The 19,765-nt window shown below is 64.7% G+C and carries 20 protein-coding genes; 10 read left to right on the forward strand and 10 right to left on the reverse strand.

The window, feature by feature from the left end; translation table 11 throughout:
* Positions 1–15 precede the first annotated feature (15 nt).
* From KF707C_RS03340 to KF707C_RS03375, 8 genes are all read right to left on the reverse strand, one after another.
* Entirely contained in the window at positions 16–1,653 is a 1,638-nt protein-coding gene (locus tag KF707C_RS03340; protein ID WP_004420499.1) for an ABC transporter permease, read from the reverse strand.
* On the reverse strand, positions 1,650–2,720 hold the full coding sequence (locus tag KF707C_RS03345) for an ABC transporter ATP-binding protein (protein ID WP_004420498.1): 1,071 nt from the start codon (positions 2,718–2,720) through the stop codon (positions 1,650–1,652). Before KF707C_RS03345 ends, KF707C_RS03340 begins: the two co-directional genes overlap by 4 nt.
* A 169-nt stretch (positions 2,721–2,889) precedes the next feature.
* Entirely contained in the window at positions 2,890–3,639 is a 750-nt protein-coding gene (locus KF707C_RS03350; RefSeq protein ID WP_051050682.1) for an AraC family transcriptional regulator, read from the reverse strand.
* 295 nt (positions 3,640–3,934) lie between these two features.
* Complete coding sequence (gene ispA / locus KF707C_RS03355) at positions 3,935–4,822, reverse strand: (2E,6E)-farnesyl diphosphate synthase (RefSeq protein WP_004420496.1); 888 nt, start codon at positions 4,820–4,822, stop codon at positions 3,935–3,937.
* Positions 4,819–5,061 (reverse strand): exodeoxyribonuclease VII small subunit, encoded by a 243-nt coding sequence (locus KF707C_RS03360; protein WP_004420495.1) that lies wholly within the window; start codon positions 5,059–5,061, stop codon positions 4,819–4,821. Before KF707C_RS03360 ends, ispA begins: the two co-directional genes overlap by 4 nt.
* A gap of 99 nt (positions 5,062–5,160) precedes the next feature.
* The gene (locus KF707C_RS03365) at positions 5,161–5,919 is read right to left on the reverse strand and encodes a sulfite exporter TauE/SafE family protein (protein ID WP_004420494.1); all 759 of its coding nucleotides are present in this window, start codon (positions 5,917–5,919) and stop codon (positions 5,161–5,163) included.
* 423 nt (positions 5,920–6,342) lie between these two features.
* Positions 6,343–6,777, reverse strand: coding sequence for a PQQ-binding-like beta-propeller repeat protein (locus KF707C_RS03370; protein ID WP_004420493.1), 435 nt, complete (start codon positions 6,775–6,777; stop codon positions 6,343–6,345).
* A 95-nt stretch (positions 6,778–6,872) separates the two neighbouring features.
* The gene (locus KF707C_RS03375; protein ID WP_004420490.1) at positions 6,873–8,570 is read right to left on the reverse strand and encodes a sigma-54-dependent Fis family transcriptional regulator; all 1,698 of its coding nucleotides are present in this window, start codon (positions 8,568–8,570) and stop codon (positions 6,873–6,875) included.
* A 381-nt stretch (positions 8,571–8,951) separates the two neighbouring features.
* Here KF707C_RS03375 and KF707C_RS03380 point away from each other — a divergent pair, with 381 nt between their 5' ends.
* The 7 genes from KF707C_RS03380 (at position 8,952) to KF707C_RS03410 (ending at position 14,539) form a co-directional block, all read left to right on the forward strand.
* Entirely contained in the window at positions 8,952–9,209 is a 258-nt protein-coding gene (locus tag KF707C_RS03380) for a phenol hydroxylase subunit (RefSeq protein ID WP_004420486.1), read from the forward strand.
* Between the two features lie 52 nt (positions 9,210–9,261).
* Entirely contained in the window at positions 9,262–10,242 is a 981-nt protein-coding gene (locus tag KF707C_RS03385; RefSeq protein WP_004420483.1) for an aromatic/alkene monooxygenase hydroxylase subunit beta, read from the forward strand.
* A 9-nt stretch (positions 10,243–10,251) separates the two neighbouring features.
* The gene (locus KF707C_RS03390; protein WP_004420480.1) at positions 10,252–10,521 is read left to right on the forward strand and encodes an MmoB/DmpM family protein; all 270 of its coding nucleotides are present in this window, start codon (positions 10,252–10,254) and stop codon (positions 10,519–10,521) included.
* Between the two features lie 34 nt (positions 10,522–10,555).
* Positions 10,556–12,082: an aromatic/alkene/methane monooxygenase hydroxylase/oxygenase subunit alpha gene (locus KF707C_RS03395; RefSeq protein WP_004420477.1), complete on the forward strand. Its 1,527-nt coding sequence runs from the start codon at positions 10,556–10,558 to the stop codon at positions 12,080–12,082.
* Between the two features lie 57 nt (positions 12,083–12,139).
* Positions 12,140–12,499: a phenol hydroxylase subunit P4 gene (locus KF707C_RS03400; RefSeq protein ID WP_004420475.1), complete on the forward strand. Its 360-nt coding sequence runs from the start codon at positions 12,140–12,142 to the stop codon at positions 12,497–12,499.
* 10 nt (positions 12,500–12,509) lie between these two features.
* Positions 12,510–13,571, forward strand: coding sequence for an NADH:ubiquinone reductase (Na(+)-transporting) subunit F (locus tag KF707C_RS03405; RefSeq protein ID WP_004420473.1), 1,062 nt, complete (start codon positions 12,510–12,512; stop codon positions 13,569–13,571).
* Positions 13,572–13,651: 80 nt separating this feature from the next.
* Entirely contained in the window at positions 13,652–14,539 is an 888-nt protein-coding gene (locus tag KF707C_RS03410; protein ID WP_004420470.1) for a SphA family protein, read from the forward strand.
* Positions 14,540–14,845: 306 nt separating this feature from the next.
* On the opposite strand, the gene KF707C_RS03415 is transcribed toward KF707C_RS03410, so the two are convergent.
* The gene (locus KF707C_RS03415; RefSeq protein ID WP_004420468.1) at positions 14,846–15,784 is read right to left on the reverse strand and encodes a class I SAM-dependent methyltransferase; all 939 of its coding nucleotides are present in this window, start codon (positions 15,782–15,784) and stop codon (positions 14,846–14,848) included.
* A 145-nt stretch (positions 15,785–15,929) separates the two neighbouring features.
* Between KF707C_RS03415 and KF707C_RS03420 the strand changes: the two genes are divergently transcribed.
* Together KF707C_RS03420 and KF707C_RS03425 are read left to right on the forward strand one after the other, a co-directional pair.
* The gene (locus KF707C_RS03420) at positions 15,930–16,196 is read left to right on the forward strand and encodes a hypothetical protein (protein ID WP_004420465.1); all 267 of its coding nucleotides are present in this window, start codon (positions 15,930–15,932) and stop codon (positions 16,194–16,196) included.
* Between the two features lie 388 nt (positions 16,197–16,584).
* Positions 16,585–17,337 carry a DUF5131 family protein gene (locus KF707C_RS03425; protein WP_004420463.1) on the forward strand — a complete coding sequence of 251 codons (753 nt, stop codon included), beginning with the start codon at positions 16,585–16,587 and terminating at the stop codon, positions 17,335–17,337.
* Here KF707C_RS03425 and tcmP read toward each other — a convergent pair.
* Positions 17,318–18,160 carry a three-Cys-motif partner protein TcmP gene (gene tcmP / locus KF707C_RS03430; RefSeq protein WP_036991340.1) on the reverse strand — a complete coding sequence of 281 codons (843 nt, stop codon included), beginning with the start codon at positions 18,158–18,160 and terminating at the stop codon, positions 17,318–17,320. The two genes, KF707C_RS03425 and tcmP, sit on opposite strands and share 20 nt — an antisense overlap.
* 305 nt (positions 18,161–18,465) lie before the next feature.
* Between tcmP and KF707C_RS03435 the strand changes: the two genes are divergently transcribed.
* The gene (locus KF707C_RS03435) at positions 18,466–19,752 is read left to right on the forward strand and encodes a three-Cys-motif partner protein TcmP (RefSeq protein WP_004420460.1); all 1,287 of its coding nucleotides are present in this window, start codon (positions 18,466–18,468) and stop codon (positions 19,750–19,752) included.
* Positions 19,753–19,765 lie beyond the last annotated feature (13 nt).

Raw genomic sequence — 19,765 nt, forward strand, 5'->3', positions numbered from 1 at the left:
CCCTCCGTTCGTGGGCTAGAAGATCTTGATGTGGAACACCCGGGTGGCGATGACCACCGGAGTCAGGGTGAGCAGCACCAGGATCAGGCCGTAGGCGGCGGCCTGGCCCTGGAGCCCGGTCTCGATCAGGCGGAAGACCTGGATGGTGATGGTCTCCCGGCCGGCCGAGTACACCACCAGCGAGGCACTGAGCTCGGCGACTATGGTGGTCCAGGTGAGCACCGCCGCCGCCGCGACGGCGGGTGCCATCAGCGGCAGCACCACCTTCAGGAAGGAGCGCAGCGGCGGGACGCCGAGGCTGATGGAGGCCTCTTCCAGGGAGTCGGGAATGTTGTAGAGGGTGGCGGAGGCGCTGCGCACGCCAAAGGGAAAGCGCCGGATGACGAAGGCCACCACCAGGATCGCCGCCGTGCCGCTGAGGGCCAGGGGCCCGGTGTTGAAGGTCATCACCAGGCCGATCCCCAGCACCGTGCCGGACATCGCCAGCGGCAGCATGGCGAGGTAATCGATGGCCGGGGTGAGCAGGTTCTTCTTCTTGATCACCAGGTAACTGATGACGACGCTGAGGAGGATGCCGATCAGGGTGGCCAGCGCGCCGTAGGCGAGGGTGTTGAGGATGGGCTCCGGATTGCGCAGCAGAACCCGGCCGAGGTTGTCCAGCGAGAAGACGCCCCACTGCATCACCGGCCCTCGGGACTGGGTGAAGGCGCTCACCAGCACCATCAGCAGCGGCAGCGACGACAGCAGGATGAAGAGGACGGTGCCACCGCCCAGCAGCAGCCCGCGTATGCCTCGCAGGCGCCGCGCCGGCGCGCTGCGTCCCTGGACGATCTCGTAGCGCTTGCGCGACACCAGCCAGCGCTGGAGAAAGAGCACACCGGCGACGATGGCGATGGACAGGGTGGCGAGGGCGCTCTGCAGCGACGCGTTGGTGCCCATCTCGGAAATGAAGCTGAGGTAGGTCAGCACCGACAGCAACTGCACCTTGCCGCCCAGCAGGGTGGCGATGGCGAAGTTGCCCACCGCCAGGGTGAACACCAGGAGCCCGGAGGCCAGCACGGCGGGCATCACCACCGGCAGCATCACCTGCAGCCGCGCCCGCGCCGGAGGCGTGCCCAGGCTCTGGGCCGCTTCCTCCAGCTGGGCATCGAAACCCCGGATGGCGGCGAGGGTGCCCAGGTAGATGTAGGTGTAGTAGACCAGGCTCATCACCAGCACCAGTCCGGGCCAGCCGTAGAAGCTCGGCAAGGCGAGGCCCAGGTGTTCGTCGAGGATGCGGGTGAGCAGGCCGTTGTTGCCGAGGATCATCAGCCAGGTCTGGCTGACGATCACCTCCGGCACCACCAGGGTGCAGACCGGCAGCACCGCCACCAGGGCCTTGCCGGGGAAGTCGAAGCGCGCCGTGACATAGGCCAGGGACACCCCCAGCACGCCGGCGCAGGCCGTGACCAGGCAGCCCAGCAGCAGGGTGTTGCCCAGGGCGCGGAGGTAGCTCGGGTCGTCCCGCAGCTGGCTCCAGCCGGTGCCCTCGGCGCCGGCGCCGAAGACGCTGGAGAAGAGCAGGTTCGCCAGGGGCCAGAGGAGGAAGGTCAGCAGCAGGGCCAGGGCGCAGAGGGCGAGGAGATGCCAGATGGAGGGGAGTCGGCTGTTCATCGCGAGACCACCCGGACGTGCTGGGGATCGAATTCCAGGCTGACCGGCTGGCCTTCGAGGAAGCCGCCGTCGTCGGGGCCGAAGCGGTCCACTGAAACCCGCTGTGTGTCCGTCAGCCGGATGCTGTAGCTGGTGCGGTTGCCCAGGTACTGCTTGCGGTGGATCCAGCCGTCCAGGCTGTTACCGTTCGCCTGCCCGGCGGCGCGCAGGCGGATGCTTTCCGGCCTCGCCACCAGGTGCACGCTGGGCTGCTCCAGGGGGCCGTCGGTGCGGGCCAGCAGGGACTGGCCGGCCACCAGGATGGCGACGCTGTCGGCGTCGGTCTGCTCCAACACCCTGGCGGCGAGCAGGTTGGCGGAGCCGACGAAGTCCGCCACATAGGTGCTGGAGGGCGACTGGTAGATGGCCTGCGGGCTGCCCAGCTGCTCGATGCGCCCCTGCCGCATCAGGGCGATCTGGTCGGACAGGGCCAGCGCTTCTTCCTGGTCGTGGGTGACGAAGACGGTGGTGATGCCGATTTCCCGTTGCAACTCGGCGATGGCGGTGCGGATCTGCAACCGCAGCCGGGCGTCGAGGTTCGACAGCGGCTCGTCCATCAGCAGCACCTCGGGCTCGATGGCCAGTGCGCGGGCGAGGGCGACGCGCTGGCGCTGGCCGCCCGAGAGGGCGGCGGGGTGGCGGTCCGCGAAGCCATCCATGCCCACCCGCTCCAGGTACTCGCCGACCTTCTGGCGGATGCGGGCCGCGTCCAGCTTCCGCGCCCTCAGGCCGTAGGCGACGTTGTCGAACACCGTCTTGTCGGGAAACAGGGCGTAGTCCTGGAAGACCATGCCGATGCCGCGCCGATGGGGCGGCATCCGGGTCATGTCGACCGCGCCGAGACTCAGGCTGCCGCGCGTGGGGTGAATGAAACCGGCGATCACCCGCAGCAAGGTGGTCTTGCCGCAACCGCTGGGGCCCAACAGGGTGAAGAAGCTGCCCTCGGGGATTTCCAGGTCGAGGCCATCGATCACCTTGACCCCGCTGCCGTAGCTCACCTCCAGTTGGCGGATGCTGATGGATGACATTGAGCGCCTCCGGTGATTCCCGTTCGTCCGTGGGTGCGAGGTGGCTCGCCCCCTTTCGCCGCCCCACTCTGGACGTGCCGGTGGCGGGTGGCTTGAACGATTCATCGCCGTGGGATGACGAATTCGGCACAGCCGTGGCCATCGCAGGCCCGCCAGCGAGCCGGGCGTTTCAGCGGTGAAAGCTGTCCCGGTACTGGCTGGGGGAGAGCCCGGTGTGTGTCCTGAACTGCCGGCTGAAGGCGCTGTGGTCGCTGTAGCCGCACTGGTGGGCGATCTCGGTGATGGGCAGGTCGCCGGCCAGCAACTGGGTGGCGGCGCCCAGTCGGGCCTTGTGGATCATCTGCCGTGGGGTGAGCTGGAAGATGCGCTTGCACAACCGACCCAGCTGGGCCACGGAAAGCTCCGCGATGGCGGTCAGGTCATCCAGGCTGATGGGGTCGGCGAAGTGCTCGCGGATGTAGGCGTCCACCGCAGCCAGGCGCTGGTAGGCGGGATGGCTGGACTGCGGGGCCTGCAGGTCGTAGGAGATGCCCGCCATGCCGATCACCCGCCGCCCCAGGTCACGCAGCGCCAGCTTGTGGGTCAGGCACCAGCCGGGCTGGCGCCCCGGGTAGAGGTGCAGTTCGAGCTGGTCGCTCAGGGGCTCGCCGCCGTCCAGCACCTGGCGATCCTGTTCGGTGTAGCGGGAGCCGAAGCGGCTGGGGAAGACGTCCTCGGCGGTCCGCCCCAGCAGGGACGCCTTGTCGTTCACCCCGCAGCGACGGGCCAGGGTCTGGTTGACCAGGACGTAGCGCGCCTCCAGGTCCTTGACGAAGAACACCACGCCCGGCATCGCATCCAGCAGGGGCGCCACCTGTTCGAGGCAGGTGAGCAGGCCGGGGAGGTCGGGGGCCAGGGGAAGGTGTTCGATCTGCATCATTCTCACGACGCCGGCGAGCAGGTTGCGCAAGGGCCCTGCTGGCCATCCGGTCGCCTCGTGGTCTTCGACAGGTGCATCGGGCGTGGGTGTCGAAGAACCTAGCGCAGGCGAGGCGTCTCGGTGCCCCGAAGTGGCGGCGTAAATGCGTATTCACGCCTCGGATTCGGCGTCAGGAACCCTGGGCATTTTCTGCGAGCCTGAAGGGCAGGGGCGTCGAGGCGTCGTCACCCCGAATGGGGTGGACGGAAAGGGGAGGGGGAACCGGCCGCTCCCGGCGGGACGCGGACCGGTGCGATCAGCTGCGGCGTTCGACGATGTAGCGGGCCAGCGCGCGCAGCGGCTCGGCGGAGTCGCCCAGGCCGGCGACGGCGGCCAGGGCCTGGTCGCGCAGTTCGAGGGCGTAGGCCTTGGCCCTGTCCATGCCGAGCAGGGCCGGGTAGGTGGGCTTGTCGTGGGCCTGGTCCTTGCCCTGGGTCTTGCCCAGGGTGGCGGTGTCGCTTTCCACGTCGAGGATGTCGTCCTGTACCTGGAAGGCCAGGCCGACGGCGCGGGCGTAGATGCGTAGCGCCGCCAGGGCCGCCGGGGTGGCCTGGCCGCTGGCGAGGGCGCCGAGGCGCACGCTGGCTTCGATCAGGGCGCCGGTCTTGTGCCGGTGCATGGTTTCCAGGGCGGCCTGGTCCAGCTTGAGGCCGACCGAGCCCAGGTCGATGGCCTGGCCGCCCACCATGCCGGCGGGGCCGGCGGCGTGACCGAGGCTGGCGACCATGGCCAGGCGCGTCTCGGCGTCCTGGGGATTGCGCTCGGCGTCGGCCAGGACCTCGAAGGCGAGGGCCTGCAGGCCGTCGCCGGCGAGGATGGCGCAGGCTTCGTCGAAGGCGATGTGGGTGGTGGGCTGGCCCCGGCGCAGGTCGTCGTCGTCCATGGCCGGCAGGTCGTCGTGGACCAGGGAGTAGGCGTGGATCAGCTCCACGGCGCAGGCGGCACCATCGGCCCGGGCCGGGTCGCCGCCCAGGGCCTCGCAGGCGGCGTAGACGAGCAGCGGGCGCACGCGCTTGCCACCGTTCACCACGCTGTAGCGCATGGCCTGGTAGAGGCGCTCCAGGGGAGCGAGGGGGGGCTCGAAGAGCGCCGCCAGCGCGGCGTCCACGCGCTGCTGGCAGCGGGCCTGGTAGCCGGCGATCATGCCTGGTCGTCCGCGTCGAAGGGCGCTTCTTCCAGTTGGCCGTCACGTTCCAGGAGGATCTGTACCTTCTGCTCGGCCTGGTTCAGTGCGGCCTGGCACTCGCGCGTCAGGCGGATGCCTTGCTCGAAGGCGCCGAGGGAGTCTTCCAGCGACAGCTCGCCGCTTTCCAGCCGCTCCACCAGGGTCTGCAGTTCGGCTAGGGACTGTTCGAAATCGGGGGTGGCTTTCTTGCGGGCCATGCTGCTGTCTCGCGGAGGTCGAATCGGGCGCGACACTAGCAGAGCGGGCCTTTGCGGGCAAATGAAGGGGGCGGATGGCGGTGCGTGACCTGGCGCATCCTAGGCCGTGACGAAGTAGTAGACCGTCATCCCCGCGCCCACCGCGATCACCAGGCCGCGCAGCCACTGTGTGGGGAGCCGGCGCGCCAGGGCGCCGCCGGCGTAGCCGCCGCAACTGGCCGCACCCAGCAGCACCGCCAGCTCCGCCCAGCTGACTCGGCCGGCGATGACGAAGGTCACCACCGCGACGCTGTAGATGACGCTGGACAGCAGGTTCTTCAGGGCGTTGGCTCGCAGCAGCGGATGCCCCTCGATGGAGAAGGCCGCCAGCTGCAGGATGCCCATGCCGGCGCCGAAGTAGCCGCCGTACACCGCCACCAGTGCGTGGGCGAGGCCGCTCCCCGGGCCGTGGGGAGGCAGCTCCCCGGCGGTGCGCTGGCGGTTGACCAGGCGGCTCAGCCAGGGACTGGCGGCGAACAGCAGGGTGGCGGCCAGCAGCAGCCAGGGAATCAGCTTGCGGAAGGTTTCGTCGCCCCCGGCCAGCAGCAACAGGCCACCGCCCACGCCACCCAGCACTGACAGCGCCACCAGCGGCAGCACATAGCGCCCCAGGGAGCGCAACTGCTCCCGCGCCGCCCAGCTGGCGGCGAGGCTCGCCGGCCAGAGCGCCACGGCATTGGTGGCGTTGGCGGTCACCGGCGGCAGGCCGGTGGCCAGCAGGGCCGGAAAGGAAAAGAAGGTGCCGCCGCCGGCCAGTGCGTTCATGCCGCCGGCGGCGAAGCCGGCGAGCAGGAGGAGGATGACGTCGTGAAGGCTCATGGCGGTACCCGCAAAAAGTCGGCAGCGTAACCCTCGGGGGTGAACGGTGGCAAAGCGGCGCTCAACGGCGAGGCTTGTCGCCCTCCGCCGACCAGTGAGCCGAATCGGTGAATCAACGGGACCGCGCGATCCGCCCCGCGCATTATGCTTTCAACAACCGTATGGGGCGGGGGCAGTAAGGCGCAGGGAAGCCGACTCCATGGCCGTGCCGGGCAGTCTGGGCAGCGGGCCGATCAGGGAAAGGCGTCACGTTCGATCTCAGGCCGGAACCGGGTTCACTTGCCCCGCTTCCGGCCTCTTTCATTCCCGGGCGGGACAACAGGCGGGATGCCCCTCGGGGTCCCCGCAGGCGCGAGCCCGCTCGCGAAGCGTTCCAAGGGATTCGCCGACAAGCCGCACCCCCCGGGAACCAACGCACACGGCTCATTTCGCCGTGGGGGCGTCCTCCCGCAGCGCGAAGCCTTCGCGGTTGTCGCTGATGATGCGGAAGTGCTCGCTCTGGCCGCTGTCCACATGGGCGGCTTTTTCACGGCGCAGGCGCCCCATGGAGCAGAGGGTGTCGTCCTGCTCGTCGATGCCGATGCCGACGATGCGGTCCCCGGCCGGTACTTCGAAGCTGGCCACCTCGCCGGTGCCGATGCGCGCCGCCAGTTGGCGATCCACATGCACGGCGATGTAGCAGCCGCTGCCCAGTCCCCCCATGTCGCGGTTCACCACGATACGGCCGCCGCCCGGCACCGGCTCCTGGAAGGCCAGCAGGCGGTCCGCGGGAACCGGTTTGATGAATTCGGCGTCGCCGCGATAGGACGAACAGCCAGCGAGCAGGAACAGTGAAACCAGGGCGCAGGTCAGACGCATGTAGCCCTCCTTGGGCGCAATCATGAACACGACAGTGCTGCTGGAACTCTAGTGGATGGATCGGGCTTTGCCATGACGATGCCCGGCCCTTCGCCTCAGCGCTGGCCGTCCTCTCCCGGGCGCTTCTTCAGCCGGTAGGCGAGGGCGGGGCGGGTCATGCCCAGCAGGCGTGCCGCTTCGGACACATTCTGCTGCGCGCGTTTCAGGGCACCCTGCATCAGCGCTTCCTCCACCGCGTCCAGGCTGAGGCCGCTGTCGATCAGGTGCTCCACCCAGTCCGGCTCGACGCTGGCGCGGGTGTCCACCAGGGCGCCGTCGCTGGTCAGCCCGATGCTGCCGGCTTCGTCGGAGTGGTGCGGGAAGAGGGCGTCGGCGCTGATGCTCTGGTTGGCGTCGGTGATGATCACGCCGCGCTCGATGAGGTTTTCCAGCTCACGGATGTTGCCCGGCCAGTCGTAGCGCATGCAGGCCTCCAGCGCGCGGTCGGACAGGCCCAGGGTGGTCTTGCCGTAGGCCGTGTGGAGGCGCGCCAGGAAGTGATCCGCCAGCAGCGGGATGTCTTCCTTGCGTTCGCGCAGGGAAGGGATGAACACCGGGTAGACGTTCAGCCGGTAGTAGAGGTCGGCGCGGAAGCGGCCGTCCTTCACCGCCCGGGCCAGATCCTCGTGGGTGGCGGCCACCACCCGCACGTCCACCTTGCGGGTCTGGCTGTCGCCCACCCGCTCCAGCTCTTCCTCCTGCAGCACCCGCAGCAGGCTGGCCTGGGCGCGGGGCGTCAGTTCCACCACCTCGTCGAGGAACAGGGTGCCGCCGTGGGCCCGCTCGAAGCGGCCCATGCGCGACTGCTGGGCGCCGGTGTAGGCACCTCGCTCGACGCCGAACAGCTCGGCCTCGATCAGGTCCGGCGGGATGGCGGCGCAATTCAGCGCCACGAACGGGCCGCCGGCGCGCTCGCTGCGCAGGTGCAGGCTGCGGGCCATGACCTCCTTGCCCACCCCGGTTTCCCCCAGCAGGAGCACCGAGGCCTTGCCCGGCGCTACCTTGTCGATCAGGGTGCAGGCCTTGCGGTAGAGCGGCGCCTTGCCGATGCCGTAGAACTGGCCGGCGTCCTGTTCCAGACGCTGGCGCAGGTCGGCCACCTGCACCTGCAGGGCCTGGAGCTCGTCGATGATGGGGTCGCTCTGGAAATAGCGCAGGAAGGCGTCGGCGTCCTCCCACTCCTCCACCGGCTTGCCGATGATGCGGCAGCGGTCGCCGCCGCAGCCCCGGCAGCTGACCTCCTTGTAGAGCACCTGGCGGCCGAGGAAGAACGACGAGTAGCTGATGGCGTAGCCCAGCAGGGTCCAGCACACCGGCTCGTCCGAGGCCAGTCCCTCGGCGCGGCAGTTCTCCACCTCGTAGGAGTTCTGCCATTCGAGGTCGGCGTAGAACAGGCCGTTCTCGATGTCGATGTTCATCGCAAGCGGCTCGACCTTGACCATCCCCTTGAGCGAGTGCAGCTGCGGGCCGGTGAGGAACATCTCCACCGCGTCGGCGTCGGGGCGCAGCTTGCGGGCCAGCTCGGCGTCCTTAAGGCCGGACTGGTAGCCCAGGCGCAGGAACAGCCCCTTGGCCCGTTCCACGCCGAGCATCTCCACCAGCTCGCGACGGAAGGAGCCCATGGCGGCGGACTGCAGCAGGAGCATGCGCTGCTCGTCCAGCCAGATCTTGCCCTCGTTGCCGAGGAAGCGGACCCGATCGGTCAGGTCCTTCAGGGTCGGGCTGTGCTCCGACGCCTTGTAATCCACTTTCATGCTGTCGCACCCCGGGTTGTTCTTGTGTGGGGGAGGCCGGAGGGCATCGCTCAGGCGGGCGACTTCGGGTCCTGCTCCGGAGCGGCCTGCTCACGCAAGGCGGCCGCGTTCCTTTTCTAAGCGGCCTGAAAGACGACTAAAAGTCAATCGCCTCCCTGATGGGGAAAACCGGTTTCACCATTTGCTCGAACGTCCGGGTGGGCCTTGATCAATTGGTCGAACCAAGGCGCCCGGCCGAGCCTTGCCAAGGCCCTGTCCCAGGCGCTTCTCATTTTAAAAATCCCAGTGAATACAAGGGCTTGAGCTGATTTTTTGAGCGCTTGCCGGTCCCTGGCACAGCGGTTGCTCAAGCCCTGTCGAGCCCACCTGGGATCCACTGACATGAACCCGAATCCACAACGCTTCGATCAGCTGCCGCGCTATGTCCGTGTGCGCAGCGAGCCCGACGCCACCTTCGTCGAGTTCGACTTCGCCATCGGCTACCCGGACCTCTTCGTCGAGCTGGTGTTGCCCCGCGAGGCCTTCACCCGCTTCTGCGAGCAGAACCGGGTCCGGCACATGGACGCGCGGATGGCCGAGGCCATCGACGCCGACATGGAGAAATGGCGCTACGGCGAAAGCCGTGGTCCGGCCGACTGAGCCATCGGCCGCCGCGTCGCCCTCCCACAACAACAAGTACAGGACGCCTTGCATGAGCATCGAGATCAAGACGGCAACGGTGGAGCCCCTCCGCCAGACGTTCAGCCACACCCGCCGGCGCTTCGGCGACAAGCCGGCCAGCCGCTACCAGGAGGCCAGCTTCGACATCGAGGCCGCCACCAACTTCCACTACCGCCCGCTGTGGCAGCCGGACAAGCTGCTCAACGACCCGAGCCGCACCGCCATTCGCATGGCCGACTGGTACGCCATCAGCGACCCCCGCCAGTTCTACTACGGCGCCTACGTGCAGACCCGCGCCAAGATGCAGGAGAACGCCGAGCACGATTACGCCTTCTGCGAGAAGCGCAACCTGCTGGCCGGCCTGGATGCCGGCAGCCGCGAGCGCATCGCCCGCCTGCTGCTGCCCCTGCGCCATGCGGAATTGGGCGCCAACATGAACAACAGCGGCATCGCCGCCGACGGCTTCGGCACCAGCGTCACCCAGCTGCACATGTTCCACGCCATGGACCGCCTCGGTATCGCCCAGTACCTCTCGCGCATCGGCCTGATGCTGGACGACGGCGACACCGAGCTGCTCGCCGAGGCCAAGCGGCAATGGCTGGAGGACCCGGCCTGGCAGGGGCTGCGCCGCTACGTCGAAGACACCCTGGTGGTACGCGACTGGTTCGAGCTGACCCTGGCGCAGAACCTGGTGAGCGACGGCCTGCTCTACCCGCTGCTGTTCCAGAAGTTCGACGAGCAGCTCTGCGCCGACGGCACCGGCCAGGTGGGCATGCTCACCGAGTTCATGCGCCTCTGGTTCGCCGAGACCCAGCGCTGGGTCGATGCCCTGGTGAAACCGGTGCTGGCCGAGAGCGATGACAACCGCCAGCTCGTCGCCGGCTGGATCGCCCACTGGCAGTCCCGTGCCCTGGAAGCCCTGGCGCCCCTGGCCGAGATCGGCCCCGGCCGCGCCGCCCTGGACACCGTCGCCGGCGAGTTCGCCGCCCGCCTGAAGAAACTCGGCCTCTGAGGACCCGCCATGACTTCCCTCGTCTACATCGCCTTCCAGGACAACGACAACGCCCGCTACATCGTCGAGGCCATCACCCAGGACAACCCCCACGCCGAGGTGCAGCACCAGCCGGCGATGATCCGCGTGCAGGCCGAAGGCCGCCTGGAGATCCACCGCGCCACGGTGGAGGAAAAGCTCGGCCGCGAGTGGGACCTGCAGGAAATGCTCATCGACGTGATCACCCTCGGCGGCAACGTCGACGAGGACGAAGACCGCTTCGCCCTGCACTGGAACTGACCCGCGCACAACGACAAGAATCGGGAGAGCCACCATGGCCGCCAAACGCCTGAACCAGAAAGACAAGTACCGCTGCCTGACCCGCGACCTGGCCTGGGAGCCCAGCTACCAGAGCAAGGACGACATCTATCCCTTCGAGCGCTTCGAGGGCATCAAGATCACCGACTGGGACAAGTGGGAGGACCCCTTCCGCCTGACCATGGACGCCTACTGGAAATACCAGGCCGAGAAGGAGAAGAAGCTCTACGCGATCTTCGACGCCTTCGCCCAGAACAACGGCCATACGCACCTGTCCGACGCGCGCTACGTCAACGCGCTGAAGCTGTTCCTCTGCGGCGTGACCCCGCTGGAGTACCAGGCCTACCAGGGCTTCGCCCGGGTCGGCCGGCACTTCGGTGGCGCCGGGGCGCGGGTCGCCTGCCAGATGCAGGCCATCGACGAGCTGCGCCACGTGCAGACCCAGATCCACGCCATGAGCCACTACAACAAGCACTTCAACGGCCTGCATGACTTCGCCCACATGCACGACCGGGTGTGGTTCCTCTCGGTGCCCAAGTCCTTCTTCGAGGACGCCCGCACCGCCGGCCCCTTCGAGTTCCTCACGGCGATTTCCTTCAGCTTCGAATACGTGCTGACCAACCTGCTGTTCGTGCCCTTCATGTCCGGCGCGGCCTACAACGGCGACATGGCCACCGTCACCTTCGGCTTCTCGGCGCAGTCCGACGAGGCCCGGCACATGACCCTGGGGCTGGAGGTGATCAAGTTCCTGCTGGAGCAGCACGAGGACAACGTGCCCATCATCCAGCGCTGGATCGACAAGTGGTTCTGGCGCGGTTACCGCCTGCTGACGCTGGTGGGGATGATGATGGACTACATGCTGCCGAACAAAGTCATGTCCTGGGCCGAGGCCTGGGAGGTCTACTTCGAGCAGGCCGGCGGCGCGCTGTTCAAGGACCTGGAGCGCTACGGCATCCGCCCGCCCAAGTACGTGGAGCAGACCACCCTCGGCAAGGAGCACATCAGCCACCAGGCCTGGTCGATCTTCTACCAGTACAGCCAGGCCACCAACTTCCATACCTGGATGCCCACGGACGAGGAGCTGGACTGGCTCTCGGCCAAGTACCCGGACACCTTCGACCGCATCTACCGCCCGCGCTACGAGCACTGGCGCGAGATGCAGGCGCGCGGCGAGCGCTTTTACAACAACGCGCTGCCCATGCTCTGCCAGATCTGTCAGATCCCCCTGGCCTTCACCGAGCCGGACGCGGATACGACGCTGAGTCATCGCAGCGTCGTGCACGGCGGCGAGCGCTTCCATTTCTGCTCCGACGGCTGCTGCGACATCTTCCAGTTCGAGCCGGAGAAGTACGTCCAGGCCTGGTTGCCGGTGCACCAGATCCTCCAGGGCAACTGCGGCGGGGGCGATGTCGAGGCGGTGGTGCGGGACTACTACAACATCGCCTTCGGCGAAGACAACTTCGACTACCAGGACTCGCCCGAGCACCAGCGCTGGCGCGAGTGGCAGGGCGAAAGGCCCGCCGAGCCGGCCAGGGTCGGCTGACGCCAGCGGTGGGCGCCACGCGCCCGCCTTCCACCTCATTACAAGAAGGACAGTGTCATGCCCGTGACCGCCATAGGCGCCTATGAGGCGCAATCCCTGGATCGCCAGGACAACTTCAACGGCCTGCAACTGGTGTACCTCTGCTGGGAGCGCCACCTGATGTTCTGCGCCCCCGTCACCCTGCCGCTGCCGCCGGACATGGCCTTCGGCGACTTCGTCGAGACCGTGGTCAAGCCCGTGATCGCGCCGCACCCGGACGCGGCCAAGGTGGACTTCAGCCAGGCCCGCTGGCGCCTCGATGACGCCCCCTTCCAGCCGGACCCCGGTGCCGGGCTCGCCGCCAACGGCATCGGCCACAAGAGCCTGCTGCACCTGGACACACCCGGCCTGGATGGCCTTTCCGGCAGCTTCAACTGAGGGTCGCGCCATGAGCTACCAGGTCACCATCGAACCCACCGGCGAGCAGATCGACGTCGAGGAGGGCCAGACCATTCTCCAGGCAGCCCTGCGCCAGGGCGTCTGGCTGCCCTTCGCCTGCGGCCACGGCACCTGCGCCACCTGCAAGGTGCAGGTGCTGGAAGGCGAGGCCGATGTCGGCGCCGCGTCCCCCTTCGCCCTGATGGACATGGAACGCGACGAGGGCAAGGTGCTGGCCTGCTGCGCCATCCCCCAGAGCGACCTGGTGATCGAGGCCGACATCGACGTCGACCCCGACTTCGCCGGGTACCCCGTGCAGGACTACCGCGCCACCGTCACCCGGCTGGTGGACCTGTCGCCCACCATCAAGGGACTGCACCTGAAGCTGGACCGTCCCATGGCGTTCCAGGCCGGGCAGTACATCAACCTGCAACTTCCCGGCATCGAGGGTACCCGGGCCTTCTCCCTGGCCAACCCGCCCAGCCGCGCCGACGAGGTGGAGCTGCATGTGCGCCGGGTGGAAGGCGGCCTCGCCACCGGTCATATCCACGACCAGCTCAAGGTGGGGGACGCGCTGGAACTGTCCGGCCCGTACGGGCAGTTCTTCGTGCGCACCTCCCAGCCCGGGGACCTGGTCTTCGTCGCCGGCGGGTCCGGGCTGTCCAGCCCGCAGTCGATGATCCTCGACCTGCTGGAGCGGGGGGATACACGGCACATGACCCTGTTCCAGGGGGCTCGCACCCGCGCCGAGCTCTACAACCGCGAGCTCTTCGAGGGCCTGGCCGAGACCCATGGGAACTTCACCTACGTCCCCTCCCTCAGCCAGGCGGCCGAGGACAGCGAGTGGACCGGCTTCCGGGGCTACGTGCATGACGCCGCGAAGCAGCATTTCGACAACCGCTTCGCCGGCCACAAGGCCTATCTCTGCGGCCCGCCGCCGATGATCGACGCCGCGGTCACCGCCCTGATGCAGGGCCGGCTGTTCGAGCGCGACATCTTCATGGAGCGCTTCCTCACCGCCGCCGACGGCGCCGGGGAAAGCACCCGCTCGGCGCTGTTCAAACGTATCTGAACCAACCCGCTGCACCCGCCCATCCGCACTGACGCGTGCGGAGGGCGGCACACGCCCATAACAACAAGAAGGAAATGCCGATGAGCACCACCCTGCGTGCCCTGTCCTGCTGTGCCCTCGCCACCCTGGCCCCGCTGGCCCTCGCCACCGAAGGCGGTGGTTCCACCTACCCGGTGGGCGCCGAGAACTACCTGTCCGGAGCCATGCCGCCGCCCGGCTTCTACGGCCAGGTGTTCTCCACCCACTACGAGGCCGATACCCTGCGGGGCAACGATGGCCGCAGCCTGCCGGTGGATTTCCGTGTCCGCGCCAACGTCATCGCGCCACGCCTGATCTGGGTGAGCGAGCGCCAGCTGTTCGGCGGCAACCTGGCCTTCGCCGCCCTGTTTCCCTTCGTCGACCTCGAGGTGGAGGTGAATGGGCAGTCCCAGAGCAAGAGGGGACTGGGGGACATCATCTTCGGCCCGGCCCTGGGCTTCCACCACAGCGACACCCTGCACAGCGTCCTGGCCCTGGACTTCATCGCGCCCACGGGGGAGTACGACCGGGGCGACCTGGCCAATATCGGGCGGAACTACTGGACCATCGAGCCGGTGCTGGCCATCTCCCGCATCGACCCCGCCGGGCTCAACGCCAGCGTCAAGCTGATGTACGACTTCAACCTGGAAAACTCCGCCACCGATTACCGCTCCGGCCAGGAATTCCACTTCGACTACGCCGTCGGCTGGGGCCTGGGCAACGGCTGGGTAGTGGGCGTGGGCGGCTACTTCTACCGGCAGACCACCGACGACCGCCAGCACGGCGAGCGCATCGACGACAACAAGGGCCGCGCCTTCGCCATCGGCCCATCGGTCATGTACCAGAACCCAGAGGGCTGGTTCCTCACCGCCAAATGGGAGCAGGAGACCGGTGTGCGCAACCGGGCGGAAGGCGATGCCTACTGGCTGAAGCTGACGGTGCCGTTCTAGGGCTGGCTCCGCTCTCCTTCCGGGCGAGGGGCCGGTGGGCAGCGCAGGGTGCCAGGAGGGCGGACCTGCGGCCCGCTTGGCAAATAAGCGATCCATGTTCGGAGCACGAGGGATTGCATGTGGTCCCCGATCAGGGGCTCTCGTACGCAAGCTGGCAAATCGTAGCCCGGATGGAATCCGGGAGTGGTGGTGGGAACTTCCCCGGATTTCATCCGGGCTACGGACTGACTTCACCCCCGCAGGGGGTGAGTCCTTTCTCCCCTTTCCCATCGGGGGTGAGGGGGCTGTGCCCCGCGCGGTCCTCGATCAGCCGCGCCGAAACACCATCGCCTTCAACCCCGCATCCGGGTCGATGTCCTCGAACTCCGGCGGGTTCTCCAGGCGCTCGACGAAACGCAGTTCCGGCGCTTCCGCCGCCATGCCCTGGATCAGGAAGTCCGGCCCGATGCCGGGGTCGTTCACGCAGGCCAGCACCGTTCCGGTGTCGCTGAGCAGTTCCGGCAGGCGGCGGAGGATTTTCTGGTAGTCGCGGGTGAGGGCGAAGCTGCCCTTCTGGAAGGATGGCGGGTCGATGATCACCAGGTCATAGGGCCCGCCCTTCTTCACCTTGCCCCAGGACTTGAACAGCTCATGGCCGAGGAAGCTCACGCGGCCGAGGTCGTGGCCGTTGAGCCGATGGTTCTCCCGTCCCCGGCTCAGGGCCGCGCTGGCCATGTCCAGGTTCACCACCTGCTCGGCGCCACCGGCGATGGCCGCCACCGAAAAGCCGCAGGTGTAGGCGAAGAGGTTGAGTACCCGCTGGCCACCGGCGTTGGCCCGTACCCAGTCGCGGCCATGGCGCATGTCGAGGAACAGGCCGTTGTTCTGCTTGCGCCCCAGGTCCAGCTTGAAGCGCAGCCCGCCCTCGTTCACCACGCATTCCTCGACGTCCTCGCCCCAGAGCCGCTCCTGGGTGCTCTCCAGCAGGTAGCGATGCTGCAGCAGCAGCGACCGTGCGCCGCTGGCCCGCCAGGCCGGGGATTCCACCAGGCGCAGCAGCGTCGCCTTGAGTGCGGCCAATTCGTCCGCGCCGGGCTCGCGGAACAGCGACACCAGCAACACGCCCTGGAGCCAGTCGGCGGTCAGTTGCTCCAACCCGGGATAACGCCGGCCACGGCCGTGGAACAGGCGGCGGATCTCGTCCGGGGGAGACGCCAGGGCAGTGGCGAGGTGCTGTTCGAGGAAGGCGAGGGCGTCAGGGGTCATGGCGGGCAGGGGCTGGGAAAAGAGGGCGGGATTCTAACCCAGGCGCACGCAATCATTGTCTTGCCGCCCATTGCGAATGAAAATTGTCTCCCGCCGAAACGCCCAGGTGTTTCTCCACGCCATCCCCGCCTCCAGTGAGGAACGAATGACCCGGATTCTTGCACTGCTCCTGCTGATCTCCCCCGTCGCGCTGGCCGACACCACCCAGCCGGCCCACTCCTGCAAACAGCCCACCGTGCCGGCCCAGTTCAAGGACCAGGCCGAGGCCGACCGCTTCAGCGCCAACATGGACAGCTACCACGGCTGCATCACGGCCTTCATCAAGGCGCAGAACGATGCGATCCACAAACACCGGGACGCCGCGCAGAAGGCCACCGAGGAATGGAACGCCTTTGCCGAGTCGTTGAAGTGACGGGCGCCCCGCACGGGAGTCGGTCGAGGGCATCCGGGCCTGGTGGTCCGGGTTCTTTCAGGCAATAAAAAAGCCGGCTTGTGGGCGGTTTTTTATCAACTATATGGTATTGATTTTATTGAATATTATTTTTTGTTTGCTTTATGTCCCCCCACATGTCCCCCCACTCAAGCTTTGCGTAGTGGCTTGTACGCAGCAAGAGCCATTCGGTCTTACGCTCTGTGCAGTCATGCAGTGGTGGAGTCATAGATTTTGGAGGAGCAACCTGACCGCCTTTTCGGCGGGTAGCAGACCTTGCAACAGGTTAGAAAATCCGGCAAGACCTCTTAATCCGCATTTGCTAAACTCGGGAATCGATAAATACTGTATATTCATACAGGGAAGCGCGATGAGCAGTTACTCAGCCATTGAATGGACAGAGCAGACATGGAATCCGGTGACTGGCTGCACCAAGGTCTCCCCTGGCTGTAAGCACTGCTATGCGGAAGTCATGGCGAGGCGCTTACAAGCAATGGGCGCTTCAGGCTACGAAGACGGATTCAAGCTGCGTCTAATGCCAGGACGGTTGGATCAACCATTGCGCAGAAAGAAGCCGACGCTCTATTTCGTGAACTCGATGAGCGACCTTTTTCATGAGGATGTGCCAGACGCCTTCATCGATCAGGTCATGGATACGATCATCAGGACGCCACAGCACTCCTATCAGATCCTTACTAAGCGAGCTTCTAGGCTACCTGAATACTTCGGTAGCCGGCCCATCCCTTCCAATATCTGGCTTGGCGTTTCGGTGGAGGATCAACAGTACGGTTTGCCGCGTATTGATGAACTCCGAAAGGTTCAAGCGACAATTCGCTTTCTGTCCGTTGAGCCTCTTCTTGAAGACCTCGGCCAGATTGACCTATCTGGTATGGATTGGGTAATTGTAGGAGGGGAGTCAGGTGCAAAGGCTCGTCCAATGAGGCCTGAGTGGGCCCTCAATATCGAAAAGCAGTGCGCTCAAGCTGATGTGGCTTTTTTCTTCAAGCAGTGGGGTGGCTGGGGGGCTGATGGCATCAAACGCAACAAAAAAGCCAATGGTCGCCTGCTAAACGGCCGTCTTTATGATGAGTACCCGATTATTCCTACAGTTTCGGTTGGATAGCACGGGCTAGTTTTTCAGCCAAGGCCTTTGCTTTTGGATGTGGGTTCGAAACAGCAAAATAGAATAGAAATAGAAGTCCTGACTTTTGGTTGAGTCGGGTCGGCTCTTCGACATGAGGGAATATCTCCCTGAGCCGCCTGGTCAAGAACTGAATGACCGCCTCGTGATTTGATCGCTGCGGTTTTGCTTCTTGATCGCCAAATAGGTCTCTGATGACTGGCTCGTCTTCGACATAGCAAGCCCTCTCCCATTCCGTGGTTCCTAGCAGCCGCTCGATACAGGGACGCCACTCTTCTCTAGGCCCATTTTGCGGGAGGATGCGAAGTAGGGTCGATATTGGAAAGAGCATCCATAGGTCCACCTTCTTCGTCGCGGCTATGATCTGCAGCGTACGCCAATCAACCGCCGTGCTGTAAGGGTCAAGGAAAATTACGGCCCGATCATTTCTTCCGAGCTTTCTGCAGAGGTTGGTGACAAAGGTGTTCGCATCAAGCTGAGTGATGTGAATGACTTTATCGGGATACTCCACGCACAACTCTTCCAAGGCTGTGACATGCTCACGTTTCAGGTCGTTGAAATGGTATTCATGGAAGGTGTCTTTGCATTCAAGAGCACGTCGAACAGAGCCTTTCAGCGCTTCTAACTCAAGTAGTGAGTCCGAATTCGATTCTTCATCATCTCGTTGCCCTGTTCCGGCGAACGCATCTACGTAGTGGAGTGTGAACGGCTGGTATTTGAGAGCAGTAGCGTAAATGTTTAGGTAGCTCTCCAGCCTGTCCAGCTTGATGCGCGTCCATTCACCACCAAACGCATGCTTTACCATCCGATAGCCTCGAAGCCTTAGTCCTGAGTAGTCGGTGGTTCGGTTACCGAACCGCCAGGCGAGGTGTCGAGGGGCAGTGCTTCGCTCTCTGGCTGTCTACTGGCGTTTTGACTTCCCTCGGGCGTTCACCCTAACATCAATTACCTACAGAAAATAAGGGTGTTGCTGGCGCAAAGCAGCATCTGGCGATGCCGCGCGGTAGCGTGAAGCGCTTTAGGGCGGCTGTTGGGTGATCAATGGCCACGTTCGAGGGGTTGAGCCGCTTATGCTCCCCCTCTCCAGACGCTTACTAAGGACCACCACAGATGGCCAAGGATGACGAGAAGTACACCTGGGACTGGAGGGCTCAAATATTTCCGACCATTGACCCTCATAGCAAGGTCAAGCACCTGATCATCCAGGAGTACCTGCAGGCCTACGTTCAGGTCTTGATGCGTAATGCGCTCATCCCAGAGCTTCGCTTGTCAGTCGTCGACGGGTTCTGTGGTGGCGGCCAGTACAATGACGTCGACGGTGGAGCACATTTCGGATCACCGGTTATTACGCTAAATGCTGTACGAGAGGCTGAGGCGATCATCAATGTGAAACGAACCCAATCTCGTACCGTTCGGACGCAGAACTTCTTTGTCGACGTGAAACAAGCCAATATCGATTGTCTTCGTGCTGTCCTAACTGCTCAGGGACTTGGGTATCGTATTGACCGAGATGTATTTCTGCAGTGTTCTGACTTTAATGATTCACTTCCACTGATCACGAAACGAATAAAGGATTTTGGTTACGGTGAGCGTGCCATATTTCTTCTTGATCAGTACGCCTATGGTGATGTGCCATTTCCTTCAATTAAGAATATATTTAACAATATAAAAAATGCAGAGGTTTTGCTCACGTTCAATGTTGATTCGCTAATAACCTACCTTTCTGATCGAAAGTCGAATAGGAAAGCTATCGCGAATATTGGATTAGAGCAGCATATTCCTTGGAGTGAGCTCGCCGCCCTGAAAGCAACGCAGAGGCATGAATGGCAATACTTGATTCAGCGTTGCCTGTCGAAGGGCATTCTGATTGAGAGTGGTGCGAAGTTCATGACAGTCTTTTTTATCACGCCGCTCGGCTCGAATCCGCGGACTTATTGGTTTATCCACTTGGCAAACCAATATCGCGCCAACGATGTCATGAAGTCGATTCATTGGCGTCACGGGAATCACTTTTCTCATATGCTTTCCCCTTCGCTCTTTGTCGGCTACGACGCTAACCGAGATGTACGGGTAACTAGTCAAGAAGAGCTTGTGTTGGGGGAGAAACACCACTTTGATGGGGTAACTAATGAGCGTATTTGCACAGAGCTTTCTGAGTTGCTGCCCCAGCAGCTTTATGCAAAACGTGAGCAGACCTTTGAGTCATTAATGCACAGTATGGCCAACTACACCATGGCGGACGAGGAGGTAGTCAAGCGCTCTCTAAATGTTGCAGTAGCAAATCGGGACTTGGAGGTGCGGGACAAAAACGGGGTGTCCAAACGGCGTAAGGGGGAAAGCATTAGGCTAAGTGATGTGATTACCGCCCCTGCGCAGAGTACTTTCTTTTTCCTGTAGCTAGGCTCGGGGT

Origin of the sequence: Pseudomonas furukawaii (genome assembly GCF_002355475.1) — a bacterium.
Classification (GTDB): Bacteria; Pseudomonadota; Gammaproteobacteria; order Pseudomonadales; family Pseudomonadaceae; genus Metapseudomonas; species Metapseudomonas furukawaii.

Coding starts and splice junctions, on each gene's coding strand:
- KF707C_RS03385 (WP_004420483.1), top strand. CDS start 9,262: ATGAGCATCGAGATCAAGACGGCAACGGTGGAGCCCCTCCGCCAGACG.
- KF707C_RS03400 (WP_004420475.1), top strand. CDS start 12,140: ATGCCCGTGACCGCCATAGGCGCCTATGAGGCGCAATCCCTGGATCGC.
- KF707C_RS03360 (WP_004420495.1), bottom strand. CDS start 5,061: ATGGCCCGCAAGAAAGCCACCCCCGATTTCGAACAGTCCCTAGCCGAA.
- tcmP (WP_036991340.1), bottom strand. CDS start 18,160: ATGGTAAAGCATGCGTTTGGTGGTGAATGGACGCGCATCAAGCTGGAC.
- KF707C_RS03375 (WP_004420490.1), bottom strand. CDS start 8,570: ATGAAAGTGGATTACAAGGCGTCGGAGCACAGCCCGACCCTGAAGGAC.
- KF707C_RS03405 (WP_004420473.1), top strand. CDS start 12,510: ATGAGCTACCAGGTCACCATCGAACCCACCGGCGAGCAGATCGACGTC.
- KF707C_RS03350 (WP_051050682.1), bottom strand. CDS start 3,639: ATGATGCAGATCGAACACCTTCCCCTGGCCCCCGACCTCCCCGGCCTG.
- KF707C_RS03365 (WP_004420494.1), bottom strand. CDS start 5,919: ATGAGCCTTCACGACGTCATCCTCCTCCTGCTCGCCGGCTTCGCCGCC.
- KF707C_RS03415 (WP_004420468.1), bottom strand. CDS start 15,784: ATGACCCCTGACGCCCTCGCCTTCCTCGAACAGCACCTCGCCACTGCC.
- KF707C_RS03410 (WP_004420470.1), top strand. CDS start 13,652: ATGAGCACCACCCTGCGTGCCCTGTCCTGCTGTGCCCTCGCCACCCTG.
- KF707C_RS03370 (WP_004420493.1), bottom strand. CDS start 6,777: ATGCGTCTGACCTGCGCCCTGGTTTCACTGTTCCTGCTCGCTGGCTGT.
- KF707C_RS03395 (WP_004420477.1), top strand. CDS start 10,556: ATGGCCGCCAAACGCCTGAACCAGAAAGACAAGTACCGCTGCCTGACC.
- KF707C_RS03390 (WP_004420480.1), top strand. CDS start 10,252: ATGACTTCCCTCGTCTACATCGCCTTCCAGGACAACGACAACGCCCGC.
- KF707C_RS03345 (WP_004420498.1), bottom strand. CDS start 2,720: ATGTCATCCATCAGCATCCGCCAACTGGAGGTGAGCTACGGCAGCGGG.
- KF707C_RS03425 (WP_004420463.1), top strand. CDS start 16,585: ATGAGCAGTTACTCAGCCATTGAATGGACAGAGCAGACATGGAATCCG.
- KF707C_RS03380 (WP_004420486.1), top strand. CDS start 8,952: ATGAACCCGAATCCACAACGCTTCGATCAGCTGCCGCGCTATGTCCGT.
- KF707C_RS03340 (WP_004420499.1), bottom strand. CDS start 1,653: ATGAACAGCCGACTCCCCTCCATCTGGCATCTCCTCGCCCTCTGCGCC.
- KF707C_RS03420 (WP_004420465.1), top strand. CDS start 15,930: ATGACCCGGATTCTTGCACTGCTCCTGCTGATCTCCCCCGTCGCGCTG.
- KF707C_RS03435 (WP_004420460.1), top strand. CDS start 18,466: ATGGCCAAGGATGACGAGAAGTACACCTGGGACTGGAGGGCTCAAATA.
- ispA (WP_004420496.1), bottom strand. CDS start 4,822: ATGATCGCCGGCTACCAGGCCCGCTGCCAGCAGCGCGTGGACGCCGCG.